This is a genomic window from Streptomyces sp. bgisy100, from assembly GCF_057709105.1.
On the sequence record NZ_JBYITE010000008.1, the window covers coordinates 58,208 to 77,923 of the forward strand.

The window sequence follows — 19,716 nt, forward strand, 5'->3', positions numbered from 1 at the left end:
CTCGGTCGGCCGTGTCATCGGGTCTTCCCCGTAGCCGAGCACGGCGGTGGACTCAGCGCCAGTCGTCGATCACGTAGGCATCGGGGTGGCTGTATCCGGGTTCGTTGGGCCTGTGCATGGTCACGCCTTGCAGCCAGGTACGGAAACCGCGGTCGACCATGTGCCGGTAGGCATCCTGGCGGGCCAGGTTCATTCCGGCGTCCAGTTGCCCCATTCCCCTCTCGGTGGCCAGCCGCTCGCACGCATTCAGCAGTCGTTCGAACCGGTCCGCAGCGTCCGGACCAGGGCGTACGGCGCCGAATTTGACGAAGCACACGTCCTCACCGGCCTCCGACCCCGCTCCGCAGTGGCAGACGGCCAGACCGTCGAGGCCGGAGCCGGCGCCTTCGAGGAGGATGGTGTCGCCGAGTCCCTGCGCCTGTGTGGCCATGATCTCGCGCTCCAAGCTCAGGCCCTCGTACACGGCCCCCGTCAGTGCGCGACTGAGGCTCAGTGCGTCCGGCCGCTCAGCGGCGGTCAGCTCGCTGTAGAGCACTCGGCCGGGGACTTCGGCACTGACGGCGACCTGTTTCCTCATGATGGCTGTAAGGAATCGGGGCCAGAAACCGTACCGGCGGTAGAGCTCGAGGTGCTTGGGACTGTGCGAGAAGGTGAACAGGCCGAGGTGGCGGTTCTCCCAGGTGTCGAAGCAGGCCATGACCGGTTCCATGAGGCGCCTGCCGACGCCCTGGTCCCACAGATCCGGACGTACGGTCAGCGGGCCGAAGAACCCGACGCTGCCCCAGTCGGCGGCGAAGTTCGATCCGACGACCTCGCCCTCGACGGTCGCTGCGAAGGCCGCGTGTGGATCTGCCGCCCAGCGGGTGCGGACATAGTCGGCGGTCCCGAAGAACGTCTCCGGCTCAGGAGCCCCGAGGAAGGTCCCGAAGGCGACCCTGAAGATCTCGTCGGCCCGGTCCAGGTCCGGCTCGACCAGCGGGCGGACCGACACCGAGGCGGCGGCACTCGTTCGCTTCGCTGCGGGCATGGTCGCTCTCCTTTCCGCCCCCGGTTCCATCGCACCACGGACGGGCGCCACGGGCGAAGCGACAGGTCCGGCGGTGCCTCAAGGATCGAGCGGCCGCCTTGCCCCGCCGTGGTTGTCACCGCCGTCGACAAGCTCGCCCAGCGAACTGTTGGAGCCCGCCATGGCTACTTGACCTTCAATGCGTGATGTCGTCATGGTGGCCGGCGTCTGAGACCGGTGCCGGTGAGGCAGCCGTCGAGGACGCCGTGGCGGTACTGGAGCCGGCGGAGGCCCGCGTCGGACGGCAGTGATCAAGCCATCGGGGTCGGCGGCCCCCTGCACACACCTCATGCAGTCGGAATACCGCAGAGATCACGAGACGTCAGCCCTACGACGCCACGCTTTTGGAGGTCGGTAGTTCATCGATCCGCCAACCGACGATCCCGGATGATCCGGCAAGGCCTTCGACGTCAATCTTGATCTGTTCCGGGGCATCCGAAATACGTAGGCGGACTGGGACGTTGTCGCACGCCACGGTCTGCTTCGCTGGGCGTTTCACCGTCACGGCGAGGCGGACCTGTCCTGCTCCCGAGCAGACGACTGACAGCGTGTAGGCCTTGCCATTCGAAAGGACCGAGTAGGTGTGGATGCCGTCGCTTGCACGCTCCAACCCCGACTCCACGAACAGGTCGCCGGTGTCATCCGCCTCCCCAATCCCCAGCGCCTCTTCTGCCTTTCTTTCCAGAGCCTTCGTCCGGTCACTCGTCTGAGACGGTGAAGCGCTCGGTTCGGGATCCATTGACAGCTTGCCCCTGTCCTCGGAGTCGCTACTGCATCCAACGATGAAAGCAGCGGACAGGATTGGGACGAGGAGGGTGGCACCACGGCGTGTGAGCCATAGGTCGTGAATCATGCCCGGGTTTCCCATTAGCGCCATCCGACCTCCTTGGTGGGAAGCTTCGCGGTGCCGGACCCCAGCTTCTTCTTGGCGCAGCGGTCGGCACTCGTTCCGTTCTTGGCTCATGTGATCACGTAACCCCAACGAATGGCTGTGACCAGCACCTTGACAACCGCCCCTGGGCGAGGTTGTCGGTGGCGCTGGAGCACGGAGACCGCAGTCGCGTACTCCTCCTCCGTGATGTCGCCGAGGAGCTCCGCGCACCCGGCTCATGTGTTTCCTTCGCCGTTGCCAGGCCCTCTCGGCCCTGTTCCGTGAGGGTCAGCCAGCCGTCCGTGCCTCTATCGAGCAGCCCCGGTGCACGAGGGCATCGGCGGCGTGGACCATCACCTGAGTGCCCATGCCGTAGGGCACGGCCCAGGCACGTTCTACTCGGCAAAGGAGGCCCGGAACGGGCTGCCTCCAGCAAGCCCGCTTTGGGCAAGCGTGGGTGACCACCGGCGACCCCCGAAGCTGTACGAGGAGGGGACACCCGAGCAGTCGGTGCGGCTCAGCGCGGCCAGGTCAAGAAGCTCGCCAAGGCGTGCGCGGAAACCGGCCGGGACCGGTGGTCCAGCAGTCGCATCGCTGGCAGCACGCGAAGTCGCGGTGGAATCACATGGGACCTACGGAGAGTCAGCTGCCACGTACTCTACGACGAGGGGGCTCGCCACTACACACCGAGAGGCAGCACGGGCACCCGGAAGAAGCCCAGTGACACGCGCGTACCCAGTCATCATCGCGGACATGTTGATGCTGTCGTCCTCATCGTCCAACACATCTAGCAGCTCCTGCACGCCCTGGCCGTGTAGGCGCACTGCTTCCCGGGATGGAGTCTGCTCCGATTGCAGCGGGTCGCGGTGTTTGGTGAGCGCCTCCACAACCTGCCCGACCCTGGTGACGAATGCAGTTCCCAGGCTGAAGGCCGAGTCCTCCATTTCCAGCGCGGGACCGTCTACTGCCATTGGTGCCCAGCCCCTGAGATGACGGACCGACCCATGCATGAGCAAACGACAGCCGTCGTCCGGCATGGAGTCTGCTCTCCCTCGACCTGCAGGGTCTACGAACAGTACAAGATCTTGGTGAGCGCCACCGAGCGTCACGCAACGAAGTGGCGCTTCGAACTGCACCCACTGACCAGGGCGCAGGTCAGGTTTCGCGTACCAATCCGCGATAAGCTCAACGTGCTTGGATACATCGCGAAGGTGCCGTAATTGCCCTTGCTCCGCGTTTGCCGTCGGCGCGTCCATGTCGATGCCGCCCAACGGCGTGGTCACACGGAGAGCACCCGCTCGCGGGACACGCCGTGGCTCAGGCACGAACTGCCGCAGTTTACTTTCCGACAGATAGACGATCTCACGCACCTGCGCTCCCGTTCGGTCGGTCTGGTCACGTGCCACGCCATACTGCCACCCCATACTGACAGTGGCTGAAACAGCTCAATTCTGGATCAAAACAAGCCAGTTACCCGCCAGGCATCCAGGTGGAGTCGACAATGAGCAGGCACGCACCGCAGGTGGTGATGACACCGGGGGATGTCATGGACGACGGACTTGATCTGGACTTGACCCTTCAGCGACTCAGTGAGCGGATCGAGGGCGTAGAGGAGGGGCAAGGGCGTCACGAGGAGAAGCTAGACGGCTTCAGGGACGGGCTGCATGACGTGGAAACGAACGTCGTGAGGCTCAGCAGCGAGGTTAGCGATGTGCGACAAGAGATCGCAGGACTGGAGAGCGCAGTCGTCAACACGCGTCAGACGCTCGACACCTTCATCGAACAGTACGGACGCGACAGAGAAGTCTCCAACGCTCAAGCTGAACTGTCGCGGCTGACTACCGAGTGGCACGCGAGCTTCGCACAACGCAAGCAGGCCCGCGCCCTGGCCCGCGGCCTAGTGCATACCCTCACCGCACAGGCCGTCTACAGAAACGTTGTGAACACAGCCACCGTTCGGGCATGCTCCGAGGAGCGGCTGCTCCTCGAACCGACGTACTGGCTTGCCCCTGCCACCATGGCAGTCGCAGCCAAGTTCCGCCATGAGGAGGAGCAGGGTGAGCGCGCTCGGGCGCACGCCTGCGCCTTGGACGCCGCAAAGGCGAACCTTTTCTTCTCGTTGACGTGTTCTCGCCTCGGAGATGAGACTGAAGCCGCTGCATGGATGGACCTCTACCTTCAGTCACTCGACCCCGATGAACTGGGCCAGGACTTTTTGGTCGTTCTGGACGCGATCGCCGGCAGAGAGTTGGGAGAGGAGGCGCTTGGATACACCCAGCAGGCCATGGCGCGATGGAACCGAGGCGATTCGCCCCTCTCAACCCACAGGCGCGGTGGCACCCAACTGGAGTCCCGGCTGCTGAACCTCCGCGGTCGCCTTCCCGAGAATCGGTACGCAGCACTTCGCAAGACATGCGGAGACCAGTGGGAGGCGCTCCGCGGCGGTTGGGAACTATCGACCGTGCCTGACAGGGCCTTGACCCATTTGGAACGCATGTTCCCGGATGGGTTCGACGGAGCCGACGGAACCGACACGCCGGTCGGTATCGGCGGCCATGTGGAGAGTGCCCTCGAACGCCTCATCGACCAACTTGAGCCGGACGAAGCAGACATGCGCGAGAAGATGCGGCGACTTGAGCGTGTCATCGAACATGGCGGAGACCTTGTGACAGCCGACAGGGCACGCGAATCATCAGTCGCCCCGGACGCCGCCCCGGTCGCACTCATGACGCTCCTCGATCAGGCTGTCTTCGAGCCGGACGAAGTGCGGCTCGGCCAGCCAGCTCGCCGCATGGCCCTGCAAGCCATCTGGCCGGATCTTGAGGAGGCTGCACAGCGCCTAGTCACCGCCTCCCGAGATCGCCTTCCGCATCACATCACGTTGAGCGTCGCAGACTGGGACTGCTCCGTTCCGACGGACCCGCGGTTGACGGTGCAGCCGCGCCGGCTTGTCAATGAACTCGCCACGCACATTGAGCGGCAGACTCAGGTCCGGTCGGACGCTGTAGTTCGCAGATGGCCACGCATGATCGCCGCCTTGGTGATCGGCACCTTCACCCTGGCGCTGGTGGTGCCGTTCGTCGACGGCGCGGCACGGTGGCTCTTCGCGCTGCTCACGATCGGCCTGTTCACTTGGGCGGGGTGGGAGTTCGGGAGCGTACCGTTCCGCAAGAGGCGCGTGCGTGATCAGGGAGACCGATTGCGCCACGAGGCTGTCGCGACGATGGACAAGGCACTCCGCCAGTGCGAGAACGTTCTCGAGGATTGGCACGATGCGGTGGAACAGTTGGATCTCCTCACTCGATGGGGAGAGAGCCATAAGCGGGGCTGATCGTCTGACGTGGGGATCCGGCCAGGGATCGGAAGGAACCAGATGGACACCTCCAAGCTGATCGGCGGCCATTTCAAGGTGAAGGACGGCCCGGTCAGCGGTGCTATGGGGGACGTCTGGCCGGCCGAGGACATCAGACTCGGCCGCACCGTGGCCCTCAAGTTCCTCGCAAGACGACGCCTCCGCCAGCAGGGTGCCGCTACGGCGTTCACTGATTGGACGGTGAAAAGGTTCGGGCGGGAGGGCGTTGCCATGGCGCGGGTCAGCCACGCCCACGTTGCTCAGATCTACGACACGGGTGAACACGAGGGTGAGCTCTACATCGTCATGGAGTACATCCAGGGCAGATCGCTCGCCAGCCTTTTGAAGGAAGGGCCCACTCTCACGCTGGAGCAAACCGTGCGATGGACACGGGAGATCTGCGAGGGCCTGGACGCCGCGCACTCACGCGAGGTGCTCCACCATGACATCAAGCCCGACAACATCATGATCACGAACGAGGGCGAGGTGAAGATCGTGGACTTCGGACTCGCGTCTTTCGCCGACGTCACCCAGTCCCAGACAGGTGTGGGCACCGCGCTGTACAAGGCGCCCGAGAGATGGGTCGGCAGTTCGGGCAGCGTGCGCAGCGACCTGTACTCCGTAGGCTGCGTCCTGTACGAGATGCTGACGGGGCGCCCTCCCTTCGGCAGCCCTCAGGACGACCCAATGGCCGTGGGCAGAATGCACCAGGACAACTCGCCGGCGCCACCCAGCGCCCACCGCCCAGGCGTGCCCGATCAACTAGACCTCATCGTCCGAATTCTCCTAGCCAAGGATCCGGGAGATCGCCCGCGAAACGCCGAAGCGGTTGCCGTGGTGATGAGCGACATCCAGCATTCCCTAGGCGCTGAGGACGTAGCCGTTGCGATGGGGCGGGCACACGCGCCTGACGCCATGGGGAGCAGCACTAGCCATTCGGAGCGTATTCAGGCATTGGATCGCCGCATATTCGAATTGCAGCTCCGGTTCGGGCCGTACGGCCAGCCCGTGATCGAAACGCGCATTGAGCATGCAGAACTTACCGGCCAGTCGGGTGACACACGAGGGGCGGCAGCCCTGTACAACCGCCTCGGCCGTGACTGTCAGGACCTCTTCGGACCGTATGACACGCGGGTACTCAACGCCTTCGAAGGTGTGGCCCGGTGGATCGCGAGATCGGGTGCCGAGTGACCAGCTCGGGTCTGAGGGCATGCCCAGCTCTGAGTTGCCACTCCCGGCAGAAGCGACCTGGGGCTTGATGCCGCGCTTGTGGAGGACAAGGGCGATGGGAAGGCCAGGGCGATCGGCCGCTAGTGGCGCGTGGTGGCGCCGTTCTGCGGGGTGCCTTCCAGCCGTCGTGATCGCAAAGCTAGGACCTCAAATGTAGTTGAGGTCAAGGTCCCATTCTGTTCCGTCAGGAGCCGCCTGTGCGGGACGGGGGGTTCGGATGCGGTGGCCCGGCGCCGGTCCGCGGCGACGGTGTGTCAGACCTCGGTGACCTTGCCGTTCACAACATCCAGCCGGCGCGTGGTGTGCACCGCGTCGAGCATCCTGCGGTCGTGGGTCACCAGCAGCAGCGTGCCCTCGTAGCCGGCGAGAGCGGACTCCAGCTGCTCGATGGCGGGCAGGTCCAGGTGGTTCGTGGGCTCGTCCAGCACCAGCAGGTTGACGCCGCGCCCCTGGAGCAGCGCCAGGCCGGCGCGGGTGCGCTCGCCCGGGGAGAGCGTCGACGCCGGGCGGAGCACATGGGCGGCCTTGAGCCCGAACTTGGCCAGCAGGGTGCGGACGTCCGCGGGCTCCATGTCCGGCACCGCCGCGCCGAACGCCTCCAGCAGCGGGGTGTCCGCGAGGAACAGCGCCCGCGCCTGGTCCACTTCGCCCACCACGACGCCGGGTCCGAGGGCGGCCCGGCCCGCGTCGAGCGGCAGCCGGCCGAGCAGGGCGGCGAGGAGGGTGGACTTGCCGGAACCGTTGGCCCCCGTGATCGCCACCCGGTCCGCCCAGTCGATCTGCAGGTCGACCGGGCCGAGCGCGAACGGACCGCGGTGCGCCACCGCCCCGTCCAGGGTCGCCACCACCGCGCCCGCCCGGGGCGCCGCGGCGATCTCCATCCGCAGCTCCCACTCCTTGCGCGGCTCCTCGACGACGTCGAGCCGTTCGATCATGCGCTGGGTCTGGCGGGCCTTCGCGGCCTGCTTCTCGCTCGCCTCGGAGCGGAACTTGCGGCCGATCTTGTCGTTGTCCCCGGCCTTGCGCCGGGCGTTCTTGACGCCCTTGTCCATCCAGCCGCGCTGCATCCGGGCGCGGGCCTCCAGCGAGGCGCGGTTGCCGGCGTACTCCTCGTACTCCTGGCGGGCGTGCTGTCGGGCGATCTCGCGTTCCTCCAGGTAGGCCGCGTAGCCACCGCCGTAGAGGTTCACCTGCTGCTGGGCCAGGTCGAGTTCGAGCACGTCCGTCACCGTGCGGGTGAGGAACTCGCGGTCGTGGCTGACGACGACGGTGCCCGCGCGGAGGCCGGTGACGAAGGCCTCCAGCCGTTCCAGGCCGTCCAGGTCCAGATCGTTGGTGGGCTCGTCCAGCAGGAAGACGTCGTACCGGCTGAGCAGCAGCGACGCCAGACCCGCGCGGGCGGCCTGGCCGCCGGAGAGGGAGGTCATCGCCTGGTCCGGGCCGATGGTGAGGTTCAGCTGCGCCATGACCTCCTCGGTGCGCTCCTCCAGGTCGGCCCCGCCGAGGCCGAGCCAGCGGTCCAGGCCCTCGGCGTACGCGTCGTCGGAGCCGGGCGCGCCGTCCATCAGGGCCTGGGTCGCGGCGTCGAGAGCGCGCTGCGCGGCGGCGACCCCGGTGCGCCGGGCGAGGAAGTCCCGTACGGTCTCGCCGGGCCGGCGCTCGGGCTCCTGGGGCAGATGGCCGACGGCGGCGGTCGGCGGGCTGAGCCGCAGGCTGCCGTGCTCGGGGGTGTCGAGCCCGGCGAGCAGGCGCAGCAGGGTCGACTTGCCGGCGCCGTTGACCCCGACGAGGCCGATCACATCACCGGGGGCGACGACCAGATCGAGGCCGGTGAACAGGGAGCGCTCCCCGTGGCCGGCGGCGAGGTCCTTGGCGACAAGCGTGGCAGTCATCAGGCGTCGATCCTACGGTGCGGTCCTGCGGTGCGGTCACGGTCCGGTGGGGCGGGGCACGGGGCCGGCGTCCCAGCCGGGCGGTACGGGGGTACGGGCCCGGCGGGGGCCCGCGACCAGGCTCTCCACCGGTGCGGTGAGGACGCCGCCTGCGGCGTGGGCGACCACGAAGGACCGGGCCCGCAGCAGCCCGCGGTCCGGGGTGATCACCTGGCGGCCCGGTTCCAGGATCCCGTCGAGGACGTCGTGGTCCCGGTTCCGGCCCAGCGTGCCGAGGCAGTGGACGACCAGCCGGACCCGGCAGGCCGAGGCCACGTCGAGCGTGATCTCCCGCTCGTCGGCGGACAGCGCCGTCAGGTTCCGCGGGGCCGCCGGGTCCGGGTCGAGGGCCTGGGTCAGCTGCGCGACGAGCACGGGGAGGACCGGGGCGAGCGGGTCGAGGAGGACGGCGGCGGAACCGGCGGCCTCGAAGGCCCGGCGGACGGCTGCGCGCTCGGCCGCGTCCACGGTGTCGCCGAAGAGCACGGCGCCGTAGCGGAGCAGTTCGGCGGGGTGCGCCCGGACCGCCTCGCGGGAGATCTCGGCGCCGATGCCGATGCCGCGCAGCGCGGCGGCGAGCCGGGCGAGGAGGGCGGCGCGGTGACCGACGAGGAGCACCTGAGGGGCGGGTTCAGGCTCGTTCCGGGCGAGTAATCGTTCGAGTTCATATCGGTATTGATCGCTGTTGAAGCGGAACGGCCCGATGTCCGGGTACCCGTGGCGCACGAAGTCGGGGACCTCGTCGCACTGCCAGGCGAAGTCCCGCCAGACGACGTCCGGGCCCTGCCGCTCGATGACGGCGGTGACCGCGCCGCAGTCGAGGGCGGTGCACTCCGCGCAGCCGTAGAGGACGTACCGGCTGCCGGCCAGCGGCGGCGCGGACTCCAGCAGCAACCGCCGGACCTGCGCGGTGAACCGGGCGGGGGCCATTCCCCGGACGAGCGGGGTGACGGTGTCACCGGCGGTGAGCCGGAGCAGCAGGGGCCGGCCGTCGACCGTGAAGTCCAGGAATTCCCGGTGGCGTCGGCGGCCACCGCCCGGCAGCAGGCCACCGGCGCGCATCGCCGGTTTCAGACCGAAGGTCGCATAGGACATGTCACGAGTATCGCTATGTCGTCCGGCTTTGGAGCACAGCAGCCCATATATACACACAGTTCGGTGAAGGAATGTTGTATTCCACTTGCTGGGGCGGCGGGAGGCTGACTACGCGGTCGGCAACTCCGCGAGCAGTGCCCGGACGTGGCGCTCGATGGCGTCGCGGATCGGGCGGATCGCCTGGAGGCCTTGCCCTGCCGGGTCCTGGAGTTGCCAGTCGAGGTATTTCTTGCCGGGGAAGACGGGGCAGGCGTCACCGCAGCCCATGGTGATCACGACGTCGGCCGCCTGCACTGCCTTGGTGGTCAGCACCTTGGGGGTCTCGGCGGAGATGTCGATACCCGCCTCGGCCATCACCTCCACGACGGCCGGATTCACCGCGTCGGCGGGGGCGGATCCGGCGGAGCGGACCTCGACGCGGCCGTGGCCGAGGTGAGTGAGGAAGGCGGCGGCCATCTGCGAGCGTCCGGCGTTGTGGACGCAGACGAACAGCACCGACGGCTTGGGGGTGTCAGTCATGGGAGGCACCTTCGGGGACGGCGGCCTGCGAGGCGGCCGGGGAGGGGGTGTCGGGGAAGAAGCGCCGGGCGGCAAGGGCGACATGGACCAGGCCGATCAGCACCGGCACCTCGATGAGGGGGCCGACGACTCCGGCCAGGGCCTGTCCGGAGGAGGCGCCGAAGGTCGCGATGGCGACCGCGATGGCGAGCTCGAAGTTGTTGCCCGCGGCGGTGAACGCCAGCGTCGTGGCCCTCGGATAGTCCAGGCCGACGGACTTGCCGATCGCCATGGACCCGGCCCACATCACGGCGAAGCAGACCAGCAGGGGCAGCGCGATCCGGGCGACGTCCCACGGCCGGGAGGTGATCGCGTCGCCCTGGAGGGCGAAGAGCACGACGATGGTGAACAGCAGGCCGTAGAGGGCGAACGGGCCGATCTTCGGGAGCAGCTCGGACTCGTACCAGGCCCGCCCCTTGATCCTCTCGCCCAGCTGTCGGGTGAGGAACCCGGCGGCCAGGGGGATGCCGAGGAAGATCAGCACGCTGCGGGCGATGTCCCACACCGACACATCCAGAGCGGCCTGGTCCAGGCCGAGCCACCCGGGCAGGACGGAGAGGTAGAACCAGCCCAGGGCGGAGAAGGCGATCACCTGGAACACGGAGTTCAGCGCGACGAGGACCGCGGCTGCTTCACGATCACCGCAGGCCAGGTCGTTCCAGATGATGACCATGGCGATGCAGCGGGCCAGCCCCACGATGATCAGCCCGGTCCGGTATTCCGGCAGGTCGGACAGGAAGATCCAGGCGAGGGCGAACATCACCGCTGGGCCGATCACCCAGTTGATCACCAGGGAGGGGATCAGCAGTCGCTTGTCGCGGGTGACGGTCTCCAGCCGGTCGTAGCGGACCTTCGCCAGGACCGGATACATCATCACCAGCAGGCCCAGCGCGATCGGCAGTGAGACACCGGTGACGGTGACCTTCGCCAGCGCGTCCCCGAGCCCTGACACCAGGCGCCCCAGCCCCAGACCGGCGGCCATCGCGACCAGAATCCACACGGCCAGGAACCGGTCCACCAGGGACAGCCGGCCCGCCACCGCCGGCTCCGCGGCGGTTCGCGGCCGGCTCACGAAACGGTCCCGGCAGGCTCGTCCAGGGGCTGGGAGGCCTCGGCCCCCGGGCGGGCGAGGACCGCGGCGAGCATGTCGGTCCTCTCAGGCAGCAGCCGGTAGTACACCCACGTCCCCCGCCGTTCCGACGCGATCAGCCCTGCCTGCTTCAGCAGCTTGAGGTGATGCGAGATCGTCGACTGGGACAGGCCGAAGGCCGGCGTGAGCTCGCAGACACAGATCTCCCCGCCCTCCCGCGAAGCGATCATCGACAGCAGTCGCAGCCGCACAGGATCACCCAGGGCCTTGAACACCTTGGCCAGGTCGTCGGCCCGGCCCTCATCCATCGGTGCGGCCAGCAGTGTCGGGCAGCACCCGCTCTCGTCCTGGCCGAGCACCGCCAGCTCTTGATTCGGCATGTTTCTATGTTGACGTTTTTCGATTCAAGGCGCAAGCTTGAATCGAAGAACATCAATTCAGTGAGATCAGGGAGGATGTCATGTCACGCGTTCAGCTCGCCCTCAACGTCGCCGACCTCGAAGCGTCGGTGGAGTTCTACTCCAAGCTCTTCGGTGCCGAGCCGGCCAAGCGCCGCCCCGGGTACGCCAACTTCGCCATCACCGAACCTCCGCTGAAGCTCGTGCTGATCGAGGGAGAGGCGGGTCAGGAGACCCTCCTGGACCACCTCGGCGTCGAGGTCACCTCCACCGACGAGGTCACCGCGGCCACCGGCCGTCTCCAGGGGGCGGGCCTTGCGACCTTCGAGGAGAACGACACGTCCTGTTGCTACGCCCTCCAGGACAAGGTCTGGGTCCACGGGCCCGGCAAGGAGCCCTGGGAGGTCTACGTCGTCAAGGCCGACGCCGACCAGCTGGGCAAGGCCCCCGCCCTGGGCGGCGACGCCTGCTGCGGCAGCGAAACCCAGGCGACCGAGCCCGTCGCGGCCACCACAGGCTGCACCTGCGGCGGCTGATCGTCGGGCCCGAGCGACGGCGACTCCGCGCGCCGCCCCCCCTTCTCCCGCCGGACACGGCGCGCGGACTGCCGTCGCACACGACCAGGTCCGGCGGCCGTCCGGCCCGGACGCACCTTGCCCCGTCGCAGTAGGGACTGCTCGCTGTACCGTGCTGATGTCGAGTCAACGGAGTTGCAGCATGCCACCGAGCAACGAGGAACACACCGGGACCCGGATCGCCCAGGCACGCCGCGAACGTGGCCTGACGCAGCAGGGGTTGGCCCTGCGAGCCACCGTCTCGAAGTCCCTGCTGTCCAAGGTCGAATGCGGCCAGAGACCTGCCTCGCCGTCCCTCGTGGCCGCCTGCGCACGCGCCCTTCGCGTGACACCCGCAGACCTGCTCGGCCAGCCCTACACCAAGGAGTTGCGCCGCGATCGGCTCGATGAGGTGATACAGCCCATCCGGGCCAGCATGGAGAACTGGGACATCGCCCTCGACTGGCAGGTACCGGCCCGCCCCGTCGCACTCATCCGTAGCGACATGGAACGGGTGCTGGAGCGACGCCGTCAGGCCGACTACCTGCCGATGGCCGTCGACCTCCCGGCCCTGATCGACGAGTGCGTACAGGCCGTCCACACCACCGGCGGGGAGGAGCAGCGGCAGGCCCACGAGTGTCTGGCCTGGGCGTTCCGCTGCGTCTTCACGCTGGCATGGTCCTTCGGATACTCCGATCTGGCGACCGTTGCCCTTCTCCGCCTGTCGTGGTCGGCTCCGCGAGCCGACGAACCGGGCCTCGCGGCCATGTACGGATACCTGCGGGCCCAGACCACCTTCGCCTCCGGCCGGTACGACCTGGGCATGCGGGTAGTGGACCAGACGCTGCACGACCTGGAGGGCCAGGACTCCCGGGACGCTGCCGGACTGTCCGCGATGGCCGGTGTTCTCCAGTTGCGGGCAGCTGTGATCGCGGGACGGTTGAAGGACTCCGGCCAGGTCGAAGCCCGCGTGTCCGAGGCCCGCGCCCTGGCCGAGCGGACCGGGGAGACCGCTTCCTACGGGGTGGGCTGGGGGCCGACGAATGTCGGTGTCCACGCCGTCGCCATCGCGTGCGATCTCGAAGACTACGACCGGGCGGTGCAGTTGGCGGACGAGGTCCGGTTCCCCCGGGGATGGGACAGGTCCCGGGCCGGGCGTCACTGGCTCGATCTGGGAAGGGCCAACGTCTGGACCGGCGACGCCAGTCGGGCACTCAGCTGCCTCCAGCGAGCACGGCGGACGGCACCGCAGCAGACGCGCTACCACCCGACAACGCGCGAAGCAGTGACCGCACTGCGGTCGCGTGAACGGTCTCGGAGCAGCGAACTTGCCGCTTTCGCGGACTGGGTCGGGCTGTAGTACAGGCGGGCGGCGTTCACGCGCGAAGAGGCACCGGTTGATGCCCATGGGCCCGGCAGGCCATGACCGCCAGAACGCCTATGCCTCACCCGAACCCCTCGCAACCATGGGCAGCCCTCCGGAAGTCGCCCGGGACGCATCCCCCCTACACACATCGCCCCCGTCGCAGCAGGGACCGTTCGCTGTACCGTGCTGATGTCGAGTCAGAACGGAGCTCCCCATGCCCGAGCACACCGACACGTCCATCGGCACTCGTCTCCGCGACATCCGCAAGCGCCGCGGAATGACGCAGAGCGAACTGGCCGCAGCCTCCTCGCTGTCCGTCTCCTTGATCCGGAAACTCGAACAGGGCGAGAAGGAGAGCATCCGGCTGGAGAGCGCGCATGCACTCGCCCGCGCCCTGGCCGTACCCACCACGCGCCTGCTCGTCGCCGAGCAGCCCCCTTGGTCGCCCCCCGTCCCGTCCACGACCTGGCAAGCCGTCGTCGACGCCCTGGCCACCACCCCCGCACAGCCGACGGAACTGCCCACGTCAGCGGGGGTGCAAGGTGTGCTCGCCGGCGGACGCGCGCTCTTCGCCCGGGAGGAGTACGACGATCTCGGCGCGATGCTCCCTGCGCTGATCCGGGACGCCCACGCTCTTGACGAGAACCCCGCCGGCCGCCGCCTGCGCTACCAGACCATGCAGCTCTGCGTCTCCTTCCTCGGGCAGGTTCGGCAGTACGAGGCCGCGGCGGACGCGGCCCAACGGGCACTGGACACCGCACCCGACGGGCTGGCCGGCGGCGCGGCCGTCGTCGCTCAGTGCCAGCAGATGCTCCGGCGCGGCAAGTTGTCCGAGGTAGCCGAGCTGGCCGATCGGTGGGCTGACGATCTGGAGCCGCGGATCTCGCGTGCCACGCCGGAGGAACTCACCGTTTGGGGTGGACTCCAGCTGCGCGTCGGTGCGGCAGCGGTGCGTGACAACAGGGCGTCCGAGGCAGCCGACGCGCTGAGCCTGGCCCGCATCGCCGCGATCAGGCTGGGACGCGAGGTGATCACCGGGCCCGATCACCTGCGGCACTTCGGTCCGGCCACGGTGACACAGCAGCGCGCCGAACACGCGGCGATCCAGCAGCGGCCCGACAAGGTGTTGCAGTTGCACGGGGCCGTTCGGGCGTGGCGTCCGGCACGGGGCGGCGGATCGTCCGGGCGGTTCCGTCACCTGCTCGACGTGGCAAGCGCGCACCTCAACCTTCGCGACGAGACACGGTGCACGGAGATCCTGCTCCGCATTCAGGACGATGCTCCGCAGTGGCTCCGGGCGCAGCGGTATGCGCAGGACATCGTGGGCCGCGTGGTCGCTCAGCGGCGCACGCTGACTCCGGAGATGCAGTCACTCGCCGATGCGGTGGGACTGCCGCTCTGACTCGTGTCAGTTCGCGCTGCAGCGGGGCGAAACTGCCATGGAGGCACAGACCACTCACCCCTTACGGTCACTGCATGAACACAGAAAGTGCCGGAGGGCGGAGTGGCGAGGGCACGCTCCCACCTTCGGCTTCCATCGACGGGGCCGCCGTCCATGACGCCATCGACCGCGCCTTACGCACCAGCACCGGCCGCATCGACACGGACGAACTGACCGACCTGGAAGTGCTGTTGCGTGGCCACATCACTTCCCTTCTCCCCGCCGCCGAAGCCGTCACCGACCGGCTCTGGCGCGGGAGTCTCGCGTGGTACACCCGGCGGGCCCGTCTCGACGGCATCCGGCGGCAGGCCGAACAGGGCCTCGGTGACGGTCCGCTCGCCGCGCACATCCAGGTGACCGCCCTCGCCCACGACTGCCAGTGGCTCCTGGCCGAGCACCGGGAGAGCCGATGACGGCACTCCAGTGGTGCACCTGGTGCACCGGATACACCCCGGAAACCACCCTCATCGCGGTCATCGAGACCGGCAGCGGACCCGGCGCGATCCAGTACGCCTGTCCGGACTGCATGCGCATCTACCGGCTCCGGCCCTTCGACCCCGCCATGAGCGGCTGCCCCGTGTACCAGCGGCACCGCACCTGAGACAGGGCCCGGCGGCACTCCCGCCGACAGCCCGCACATCCCCCGCCCCGGTGCCTCAACTCCGTGGACAGATCGCGAGCCCGGGCGGGTCCTAGTGAAGAAACACCATCCGAGCAAAGGAGACAACGTGATGCCGCACATCGTCACCACCACCACCGCCACCGACGGCGGGGAGGGCGACAAGCTCCCCGGCCAGCCGTACCCCGGACCGCACCCGCCGCCCACGCCCGACGGCGGGCCCGGCGTGCCCAACCCGCCCAAGAGCGCGTGAACACGATTACGGCTCAGGAGCGCCCCGGCCGCAAGGAGCTGGGGCGCGTCCTTCTGGACACCGGGGTGATGACGCCGGACTGGGCTCCGACGTTCGCCGCCGTGGACCGGACGGCGTTCCTGCCGGACCTCATGTGGCCGTTCGACGCCGAGCAACAGGCCTCCGTCCCCGTCGACAAGGCGCGGGAGCCGGACGCCTGGTACGCGGCGGCCGACCGCGACGCGCCCATCGTGACCCAGTGGGACGACGGCGAGCACACCGGCACCGAGCCGGGGCAGGTGTCGACGAGTTCCTCCTCCATGCCGTCCGTCGTCTACGGGCTGCTCCGGGACCTGGACGTGGACGAGGGCATGGCCGTCCTCGATGTCGGTACCGGCACGGGCGAGACGGCCGGTGCGCTGACCCACCGTTGCGGCGGCCGGACGGTGACCACGGTCGAGGTGGACCCCGCCGTGTCACGGCAGGCGGGCGAACGGCTGGGCGCGGCCGGGCTGCACCCGAGGATCGTGGTGGGCGACGGGTTCGCCGGGCACAAGGACGGCGCACCGTACGACCGGGTTCTGGCCACGGTCGGGCTCCGGACGATCCCCGGGGCATGGGTGGAACAGACGCGTCCGGGCGGCATCGTGGTGGTCCCGTGGGGAACGCACTTCACTCACGCGGACGCCGTGGCCCGCCTGGTGGTGCACGGAGAGACGGCCAGTGGCCGCTTCACCCGCCCGGTGGAGTTCATGAAGCTCCGCGCGCAGCGGCTGCGTCTGCCGGGGCACAGCGCGTATGTCCCGGCCGATGCGCAGGAGTCCGCCGACCGGTCCGGTACGGACCTCACGGCGGCGGAGTTCGTCACCGGCCCGTACACCGCACTCCCCTTCGTGCTCGGGCTTCGGGTGCGGGACTGCGTGCAGGTCGTGGCCGCCGCGGACGACGGGGCGCAGCCGGTGTGGTTCTACGGGCTGACGGACCGGTCGTGGGCCTGCGCGGTGTTCCGGGACGGCGGCACAGCGCGGGTCTGGCAGTCGGGGCCGCGCCGACTGTGGGACGAGGTGGAGGCGGCTTACCGGTGGTGGGCCGCCCGAGGTGAGCCGGACCACACCCGGTTCGGCCTCACGGTCACGCCGGAGGGGCACCGGGCCTGGCTGGACACCCCGGACGACTCCTGGCCGGTTTGAGGAAGCCGTCGGCCCGGCTGTTCCGCCCCGCTCAGCGGCGAGGACCGGGCCGTCGACCGTCCCGTTCGGCGATTGGCGGCCCCCGGCCGACGGGCACAGCCTCCGAGGGCCGTCAGACCCGAGGACCGTCACCCCGAGGGACGTCACCCGAAGTCCGTCAGACCCGTTCCAGCGGCCGGTGCGGCCGGGCAGGGAGTTCGATCTCGATGGTGTCGCCGGGGCGCACCGTGCCGCCGGCCGTCACGACGCTCATGATTCCGGCCTTGCGCACGACATTCCCCGCCTCGTCGCGGCCCACGACCTGCTTCAGCAGGCCCTCCCGGAAGATGTCGATCTGCAGGCAGGGGTTGCGCAGGCCGGTGACCTCCACCACCGCCTCGTCGCCGATGTGCAGCAGGGTGCCGGCGGGGAGGCCGAGCAGGTCGATACCGCTGGTGGTGACGTTCTCGCCGAGGTCGCCGGGCGCCACCGTGAAGCCGGCGGCCCGGAGCTCGGTGAAGAGCTCCTGGTGGATGAGGTGGACCTGCCGCAGGTTCGGCTGCGTGGGGTCCTGGGCGACGCGCGAGCGGTGCTTGACCGTCACGCCCGCGTGCACGTCCCCCTCCACGCCGAGCCCGGCCAGCAGCCGGATACTGCTCCGGTTCGGCTTGGTGAACGAGTAGGCGCTGTTGCTGCTGACCGCGGTGACCGATCCGCTCATCCCCGGTTCCCCCTCCTGAGTGGCGATGACTCACCAATGCCCCACTGGTGAGCACAGGTGAGTCACTGATGATCCACTGCTGAGCCTACGCCCGCCCCGTCGCGCCGGTCCCCCGCGTGGTCCACGACGCCACGGGCCGCCTGCGCCGCCGGGGTGCCCCGCACAACAACGGCGCCGCGGCCCCCGAGCGGGGACCGCGGCGCCGCAGAAGCGGGCGGCGGGGCGACGGACAGCGGTGGTCCGCCGGCCCCGGACGCGTCAGCCGTTCTTGACGGGCTCCTTCTCGGCCGGCCCTTCGTCCGTCGGCGCGGGGCCGATGCGGATCTCGAAGTCGCCGCCGAACTTCTCGTGTCCGGCTATGACCGCGGTCTCCACGGCTTCCTCGCCGATCTCGCCACGGACGATCAGCGGGTCCGTGCGCAGGTCGCGCAGCAGGGCCCAACAGAGTCCGATCATCACCAGGGTGAAGGGCGCGGCCACGAGAATCGTGAGGTTCTGCAGGCCCGTGAGGGCGTCGCCCTCACCACCGCCGATCAACAGCATGATCGCGGCGACGGCGCCGGTGAGCACACCCCAGAAGATGACGACCGGCTTGGTCGGCTCGAAGGAGCCCCGCTGGGAGAGCGTGCCCATGACGATGGAGGCGGCGTCGGCACCCGAGACGAAGAAGATCGCCACGAGGACCATCACCAGCAGGGACATCACGCTGGCCAGCGGGTACTGCTGGAGCACGCCGAACAGCTGGCCCTCGGGCGTCGACTCGTCCTTGAGCTTGCCGAGCTGCTGCAGCTTCATGGCCGAGCCGCCGAAGATGGCGAACCAGACCAGGCTGACGGCGCTGGGGACCAGGATCACGCCACCGATGAACTGCCGGATCGTGCGACCGCGGCTGATGCGCGCGATGAACATGCCGACGAACGGCGTCCAGGAGATCCACCAGGCCCAGTAGAAGACGGTCCAGCTGGACAGCCAGTCCGCGACGCCCTTGCCGCTGGAGGCCTCGGTGCGGCCGATGAGCTGCGGCAGGTCACCGAGGTAGGTGCCGATCGTGGTCGGCAGCAGGTCGAGCATCAGGATGGTCGGACCGGCCACGAAGACGAAGAGCGCGAGAACCAGCGCCAGCACCATGTTGATGTTGGACAGCCACTGGATGCCCTTGGCCACACCGGACACCGCGGACAGGATGAACGCGACGGTCAGGACGGCGATGACGGCCACGAGGACCCCGGTGCCGACCGTGCCCATCCAGTGGAGCTCCTTGAGACCACTGCCGATCTGCAGGGCACCGAGGCCCAGCGAGGCGGCGGAGCCGAAGAGCGTGGCGAAGATCGCCAGGATGTCGATGACCTGACCGACCCAGCCGTTCGCGTGGCGCTTGCCGAGGAGCGGCTCGAAGACCGAGCTGATCAGCTGGCGGCGGCCGCGGCGGAAGGTGCTGTACGCGATCGCCAGGCCCACCACGGCGTAGATCGCCCAGGGGTGGAGCGTCCAGTGGAAGAGCGTGGTGGCCATGGCGGTGTCCATGGCCTCGGCCGCGTCGGCCGGGTTGGTGCCCGGAGGCGGGTCGGTGAAGTGCGAGAGCGGCTCGCTCACGCCGTAGAACATCAGACCGATGCCCATGCCGGCGCTGAACATCATGGCGACCCAGGAGACGGTGCGGAACTCCGGCTCCTCGCCCTCCTTGCCCAGGGTGATCTTGCCGTAGCGGCTGACCGCCAGCCACAGCGCGAACACCACGAAACCGGAGGCGGCGAGGACGAAGGCCCAGCCGGCGTTGTGCATCAGCCCGTCGAGCATGGAGCTCGACGCGCTCTCCAGGGTGTCGCTGGCGAGCGCGCCCCAGAGGACGAAGGCCAGCGTCAGGGCAGCTGTGACACCGAACACAGTCCGGTCGGTGCGGGGGCGGTGGGTCTCGTGCGGACTACCGGGGAAGTCCTGCACCACCACCGCATCGGCAGTACTCCCCGCGTCATTTTCTTGATCCGGCACGTGGTGACCCTTTCATGGCTTGAAACTTTCCTGC

The 19,716-nt window shown here is 68.8% G+C and carries 19 protein-coding genes; 9 read left to right on the forward strand and 10 right to left on the reverse strand.

Annotated elements, in window-relative coordinates; all coding sequences use genetic code 11:
- Positions 1-52: 52 nt before the first annotated feature.
- From AC3EQ1_RS07845 to AC3EQ1_RS07855, 3 genes are all read right to left on the reverse strand, one after another.
- Positions 53-1,027, reverse strand: a complete 975-nt coding sequence (locus AC3EQ1_RS07845) for a GNAT family N-acetyltransferase (RefSeq protein WP_432093561.1) — start codon at positions 1,025-1,027, stop codon at positions 53-55.
- Positions 1,028-1,394: 367 nt separating this feature from the next.
- Entirely contained in the window at positions 1,395-1,943 is a 549-nt protein-coding gene (locus AC3EQ1_RS07850) for a DUF6023 family protein (RefSeq protein ID WP_432093562.1), read from the reverse strand.
- A 626-nt stretch (positions 1,944-2,569) separates the two neighbouring features.
- Positions 2,570-3,361, reverse strand: a complete 792-nt coding sequence (locus AC3EQ1_RS07855; RefSeq protein ID WP_432093563.1) for an SAVMC3_10250 family protein — start codon at positions 3,359-3,361, stop codon at positions 2,570-2,572.
- A 77-nt stretch (positions 3,362-3,438) separates the two neighbouring features.
- Here AC3EQ1_RS07855 and AC3EQ1_RS07860 point away from each other — a divergent pair, with 77 nt between their 5' ends.
- Positions 3,439-5,268 carry a hypothetical protein gene (locus AC3EQ1_RS07860; protein ID WP_432093564.1) on the forward strand — a complete coding sequence of 610 codons (1,830 nt, stop codon included), beginning with the start codon at positions 3,439-3,441 and terminating at the stop codon, positions 5,266-5,268.
- A 42-nt stretch (positions 5,269-5,310) separates the two neighbouring features.
- Complete coding sequence (locus AC3EQ1_RS07865; protein WP_432093565.1) at positions 5,311-6,480, forward strand: serine/threonine-protein kinase; 1,170 nt, start codon at positions 5,311-5,313, stop codon at positions 6,478-6,480.
- A 293-nt stretch (positions 6,481-6,773) separates the two neighbouring features.
- Here the strand turns inward: AC3EQ1_RS07865 and AC3EQ1_RS07870 are convergent, their stop codons facing one another.
- The 5 genes from AC3EQ1_RS07870 to AC3EQ1_RS07890 all read right to left on the reverse strand — a co-directional run bounded on the left by AC3EQ1_RS07870 (position 6,774) and on the right by AC3EQ1_RS07890 (position 11,573).
- Positions 6,774-8,411, reverse strand: a complete 1,638-nt coding sequence (locus AC3EQ1_RS07870) for an ABC-F family ATP-binding cassette domain-containing protein (protein ID WP_432093566.1) — start codon at positions 8,409-8,411, stop codon at positions 6,774-6,776.
- 36 nt (positions 8,412-8,447) lie between these two features.
- Complete coding sequence (locus AC3EQ1_RS07875; RefSeq protein ID WP_432093567.1) at positions 8,448-9,545, reverse strand: oxidoreductase; 1,098 nt, start codon at positions 9,543-9,545, stop codon at positions 8,448-8,450.
- A gap of 108 nt (positions 9,546-9,653) precedes the next feature.
- Positions 9,654-10,064 (reverse strand): arsenate reductase ArsC, encoded by a 411-nt coding sequence (locus AC3EQ1_RS07880; RefSeq protein ID WP_432093568.1) that lies wholly within the window; start codon positions 10,062-10,064, stop codon positions 9,654-9,656.
- A complete protein-coding gene (arsB, locus tag AC3EQ1_RS07885; protein ID WP_432093569.1) occupies positions 10,057-11,175 on the reverse strand; it encodes an ACR3 family arsenite efflux transporter in 1,119 nt (372 codons plus the stop codon). Before arsB ends, AC3EQ1_RS07880 begins: the two co-directional genes overlap by 8 nt.
- Positions 11,172-11,573 (reverse strand): ArsR/SmtB family transcription factor, encoded by a 402-nt coding sequence (locus tag AC3EQ1_RS07890; protein WP_432093570.1) that lies wholly within the window; start codon positions 11,571-11,573, stop codon positions 11,172-11,174. The genes arsB and AC3EQ1_RS07890 overlap by 4 nt, the downstream gene beginning before the upstream one ends.
- Before the next feature lie 80 nt (positions 11,574-11,653).
- Between AC3EQ1_RS07890 and AC3EQ1_RS07895 the strand changes: the two genes are divergently transcribed.
- The 7 genes from AC3EQ1_RS07895 to AC3EQ1_RS07925 all read left to right on the forward strand — a co-directional run bounded on the left by AC3EQ1_RS07895 (position 11,654) and on the right by AC3EQ1_RS07925 (position 16,993).
- Entirely contained in the window at positions 11,654-12,127 is a 474-nt protein-coding gene (locus AC3EQ1_RS07895) for an ArsI/CadI family heavy metal resistance metalloenzyme (protein WP_432093571.1), read from the forward strand.
- 181 nt (positions 12,128-12,308) lie between these two features.
- Positions 12,309-13,505: a helix-turn-helix domain-containing protein gene (locus AC3EQ1_RS07900; RefSeq protein ID WP_432093572.1), complete on the forward strand. Its 1,197-nt coding sequence runs from the start codon at positions 12,309-12,311 to the stop codon at positions 13,503-13,505.
- A 220-nt stretch (positions 13,506-13,725) separates the two neighbouring features.
- A complete protein-coding gene (locus tag AC3EQ1_RS07905) occupies positions 13,726-14,913 on the forward strand; it encodes a helix-turn-helix domain-containing protein (protein WP_432093573.1) in 1,188 nt (395 codons plus the stop codon).
- A 74-nt stretch (positions 14,914-14,987) separates the two neighbouring features.
- Entirely contained in the window at positions 14,988-15,365 is a 378-nt protein-coding gene (locus tag AC3EQ1_RS07910) for a DUF6415 family natural product biosynthesis protein (RefSeq protein ID WP_432093574.1), read from the forward strand.
- Positions 15,362-15,553 carry a hypothetical protein gene (locus tag AC3EQ1_RS07915; protein WP_432093575.1) on the forward strand — a complete coding sequence of 64 codons (192 nt, stop codon included), beginning with the start codon at positions 15,362-15,364 and terminating at the stop codon, positions 15,551-15,553. Before AC3EQ1_RS07910 ends, AC3EQ1_RS07915 begins: the two co-directional genes overlap by 4 nt.
- 130 nt (positions 15,554-15,683) lie before the next feature.
- Complete coding sequence (locus tag AC3EQ1_RS07920; RefSeq protein WP_432093576.1) at positions 15,684-15,824, forward strand: hypothetical protein; 141 nt, start codon at positions 15,684-15,686, stop codon at positions 15,822-15,824.
- Positions 15,825-15,892: 68 nt separating this feature from the next.
- Complete coding sequence (locus tag AC3EQ1_RS07925) at positions 15,893-16,993, forward strand: methyltransferase domain-containing protein (RefSeq protein ID WP_432093658.1); 1,101 nt, start codon at positions 15,893-15,895, stop codon at positions 16,991-16,993.
- 157 nt (positions 16,994-17,150) lie between these two features.
- On the opposite strand, the gene AC3EQ1_RS07930 is transcribed toward AC3EQ1_RS07925, so the two are convergent.
- Positions 17,151-17,693: an MOSC domain-containing protein gene (locus AC3EQ1_RS07930; RefSeq protein WP_432093577.1), complete on the reverse strand. Its 543-nt coding sequence runs from the start codon at positions 17,691-17,693 to the stop codon at positions 17,151-17,153.
- Between the two features lie 258 nt (positions 17,694-17,951).
- On the reverse strand, positions 17,952-19,634 hold the full coding sequence (locus AC3EQ1_RS07935; RefSeq protein ID WP_432093659.1) for a BCCT family transporter: 1,683 nt from the start codon (positions 19,632-19,634) through the stop codon (positions 17,952-17,954).
- Between the last annotated feature and the right edge of the window lie 82 nt (positions 19,635-19,716).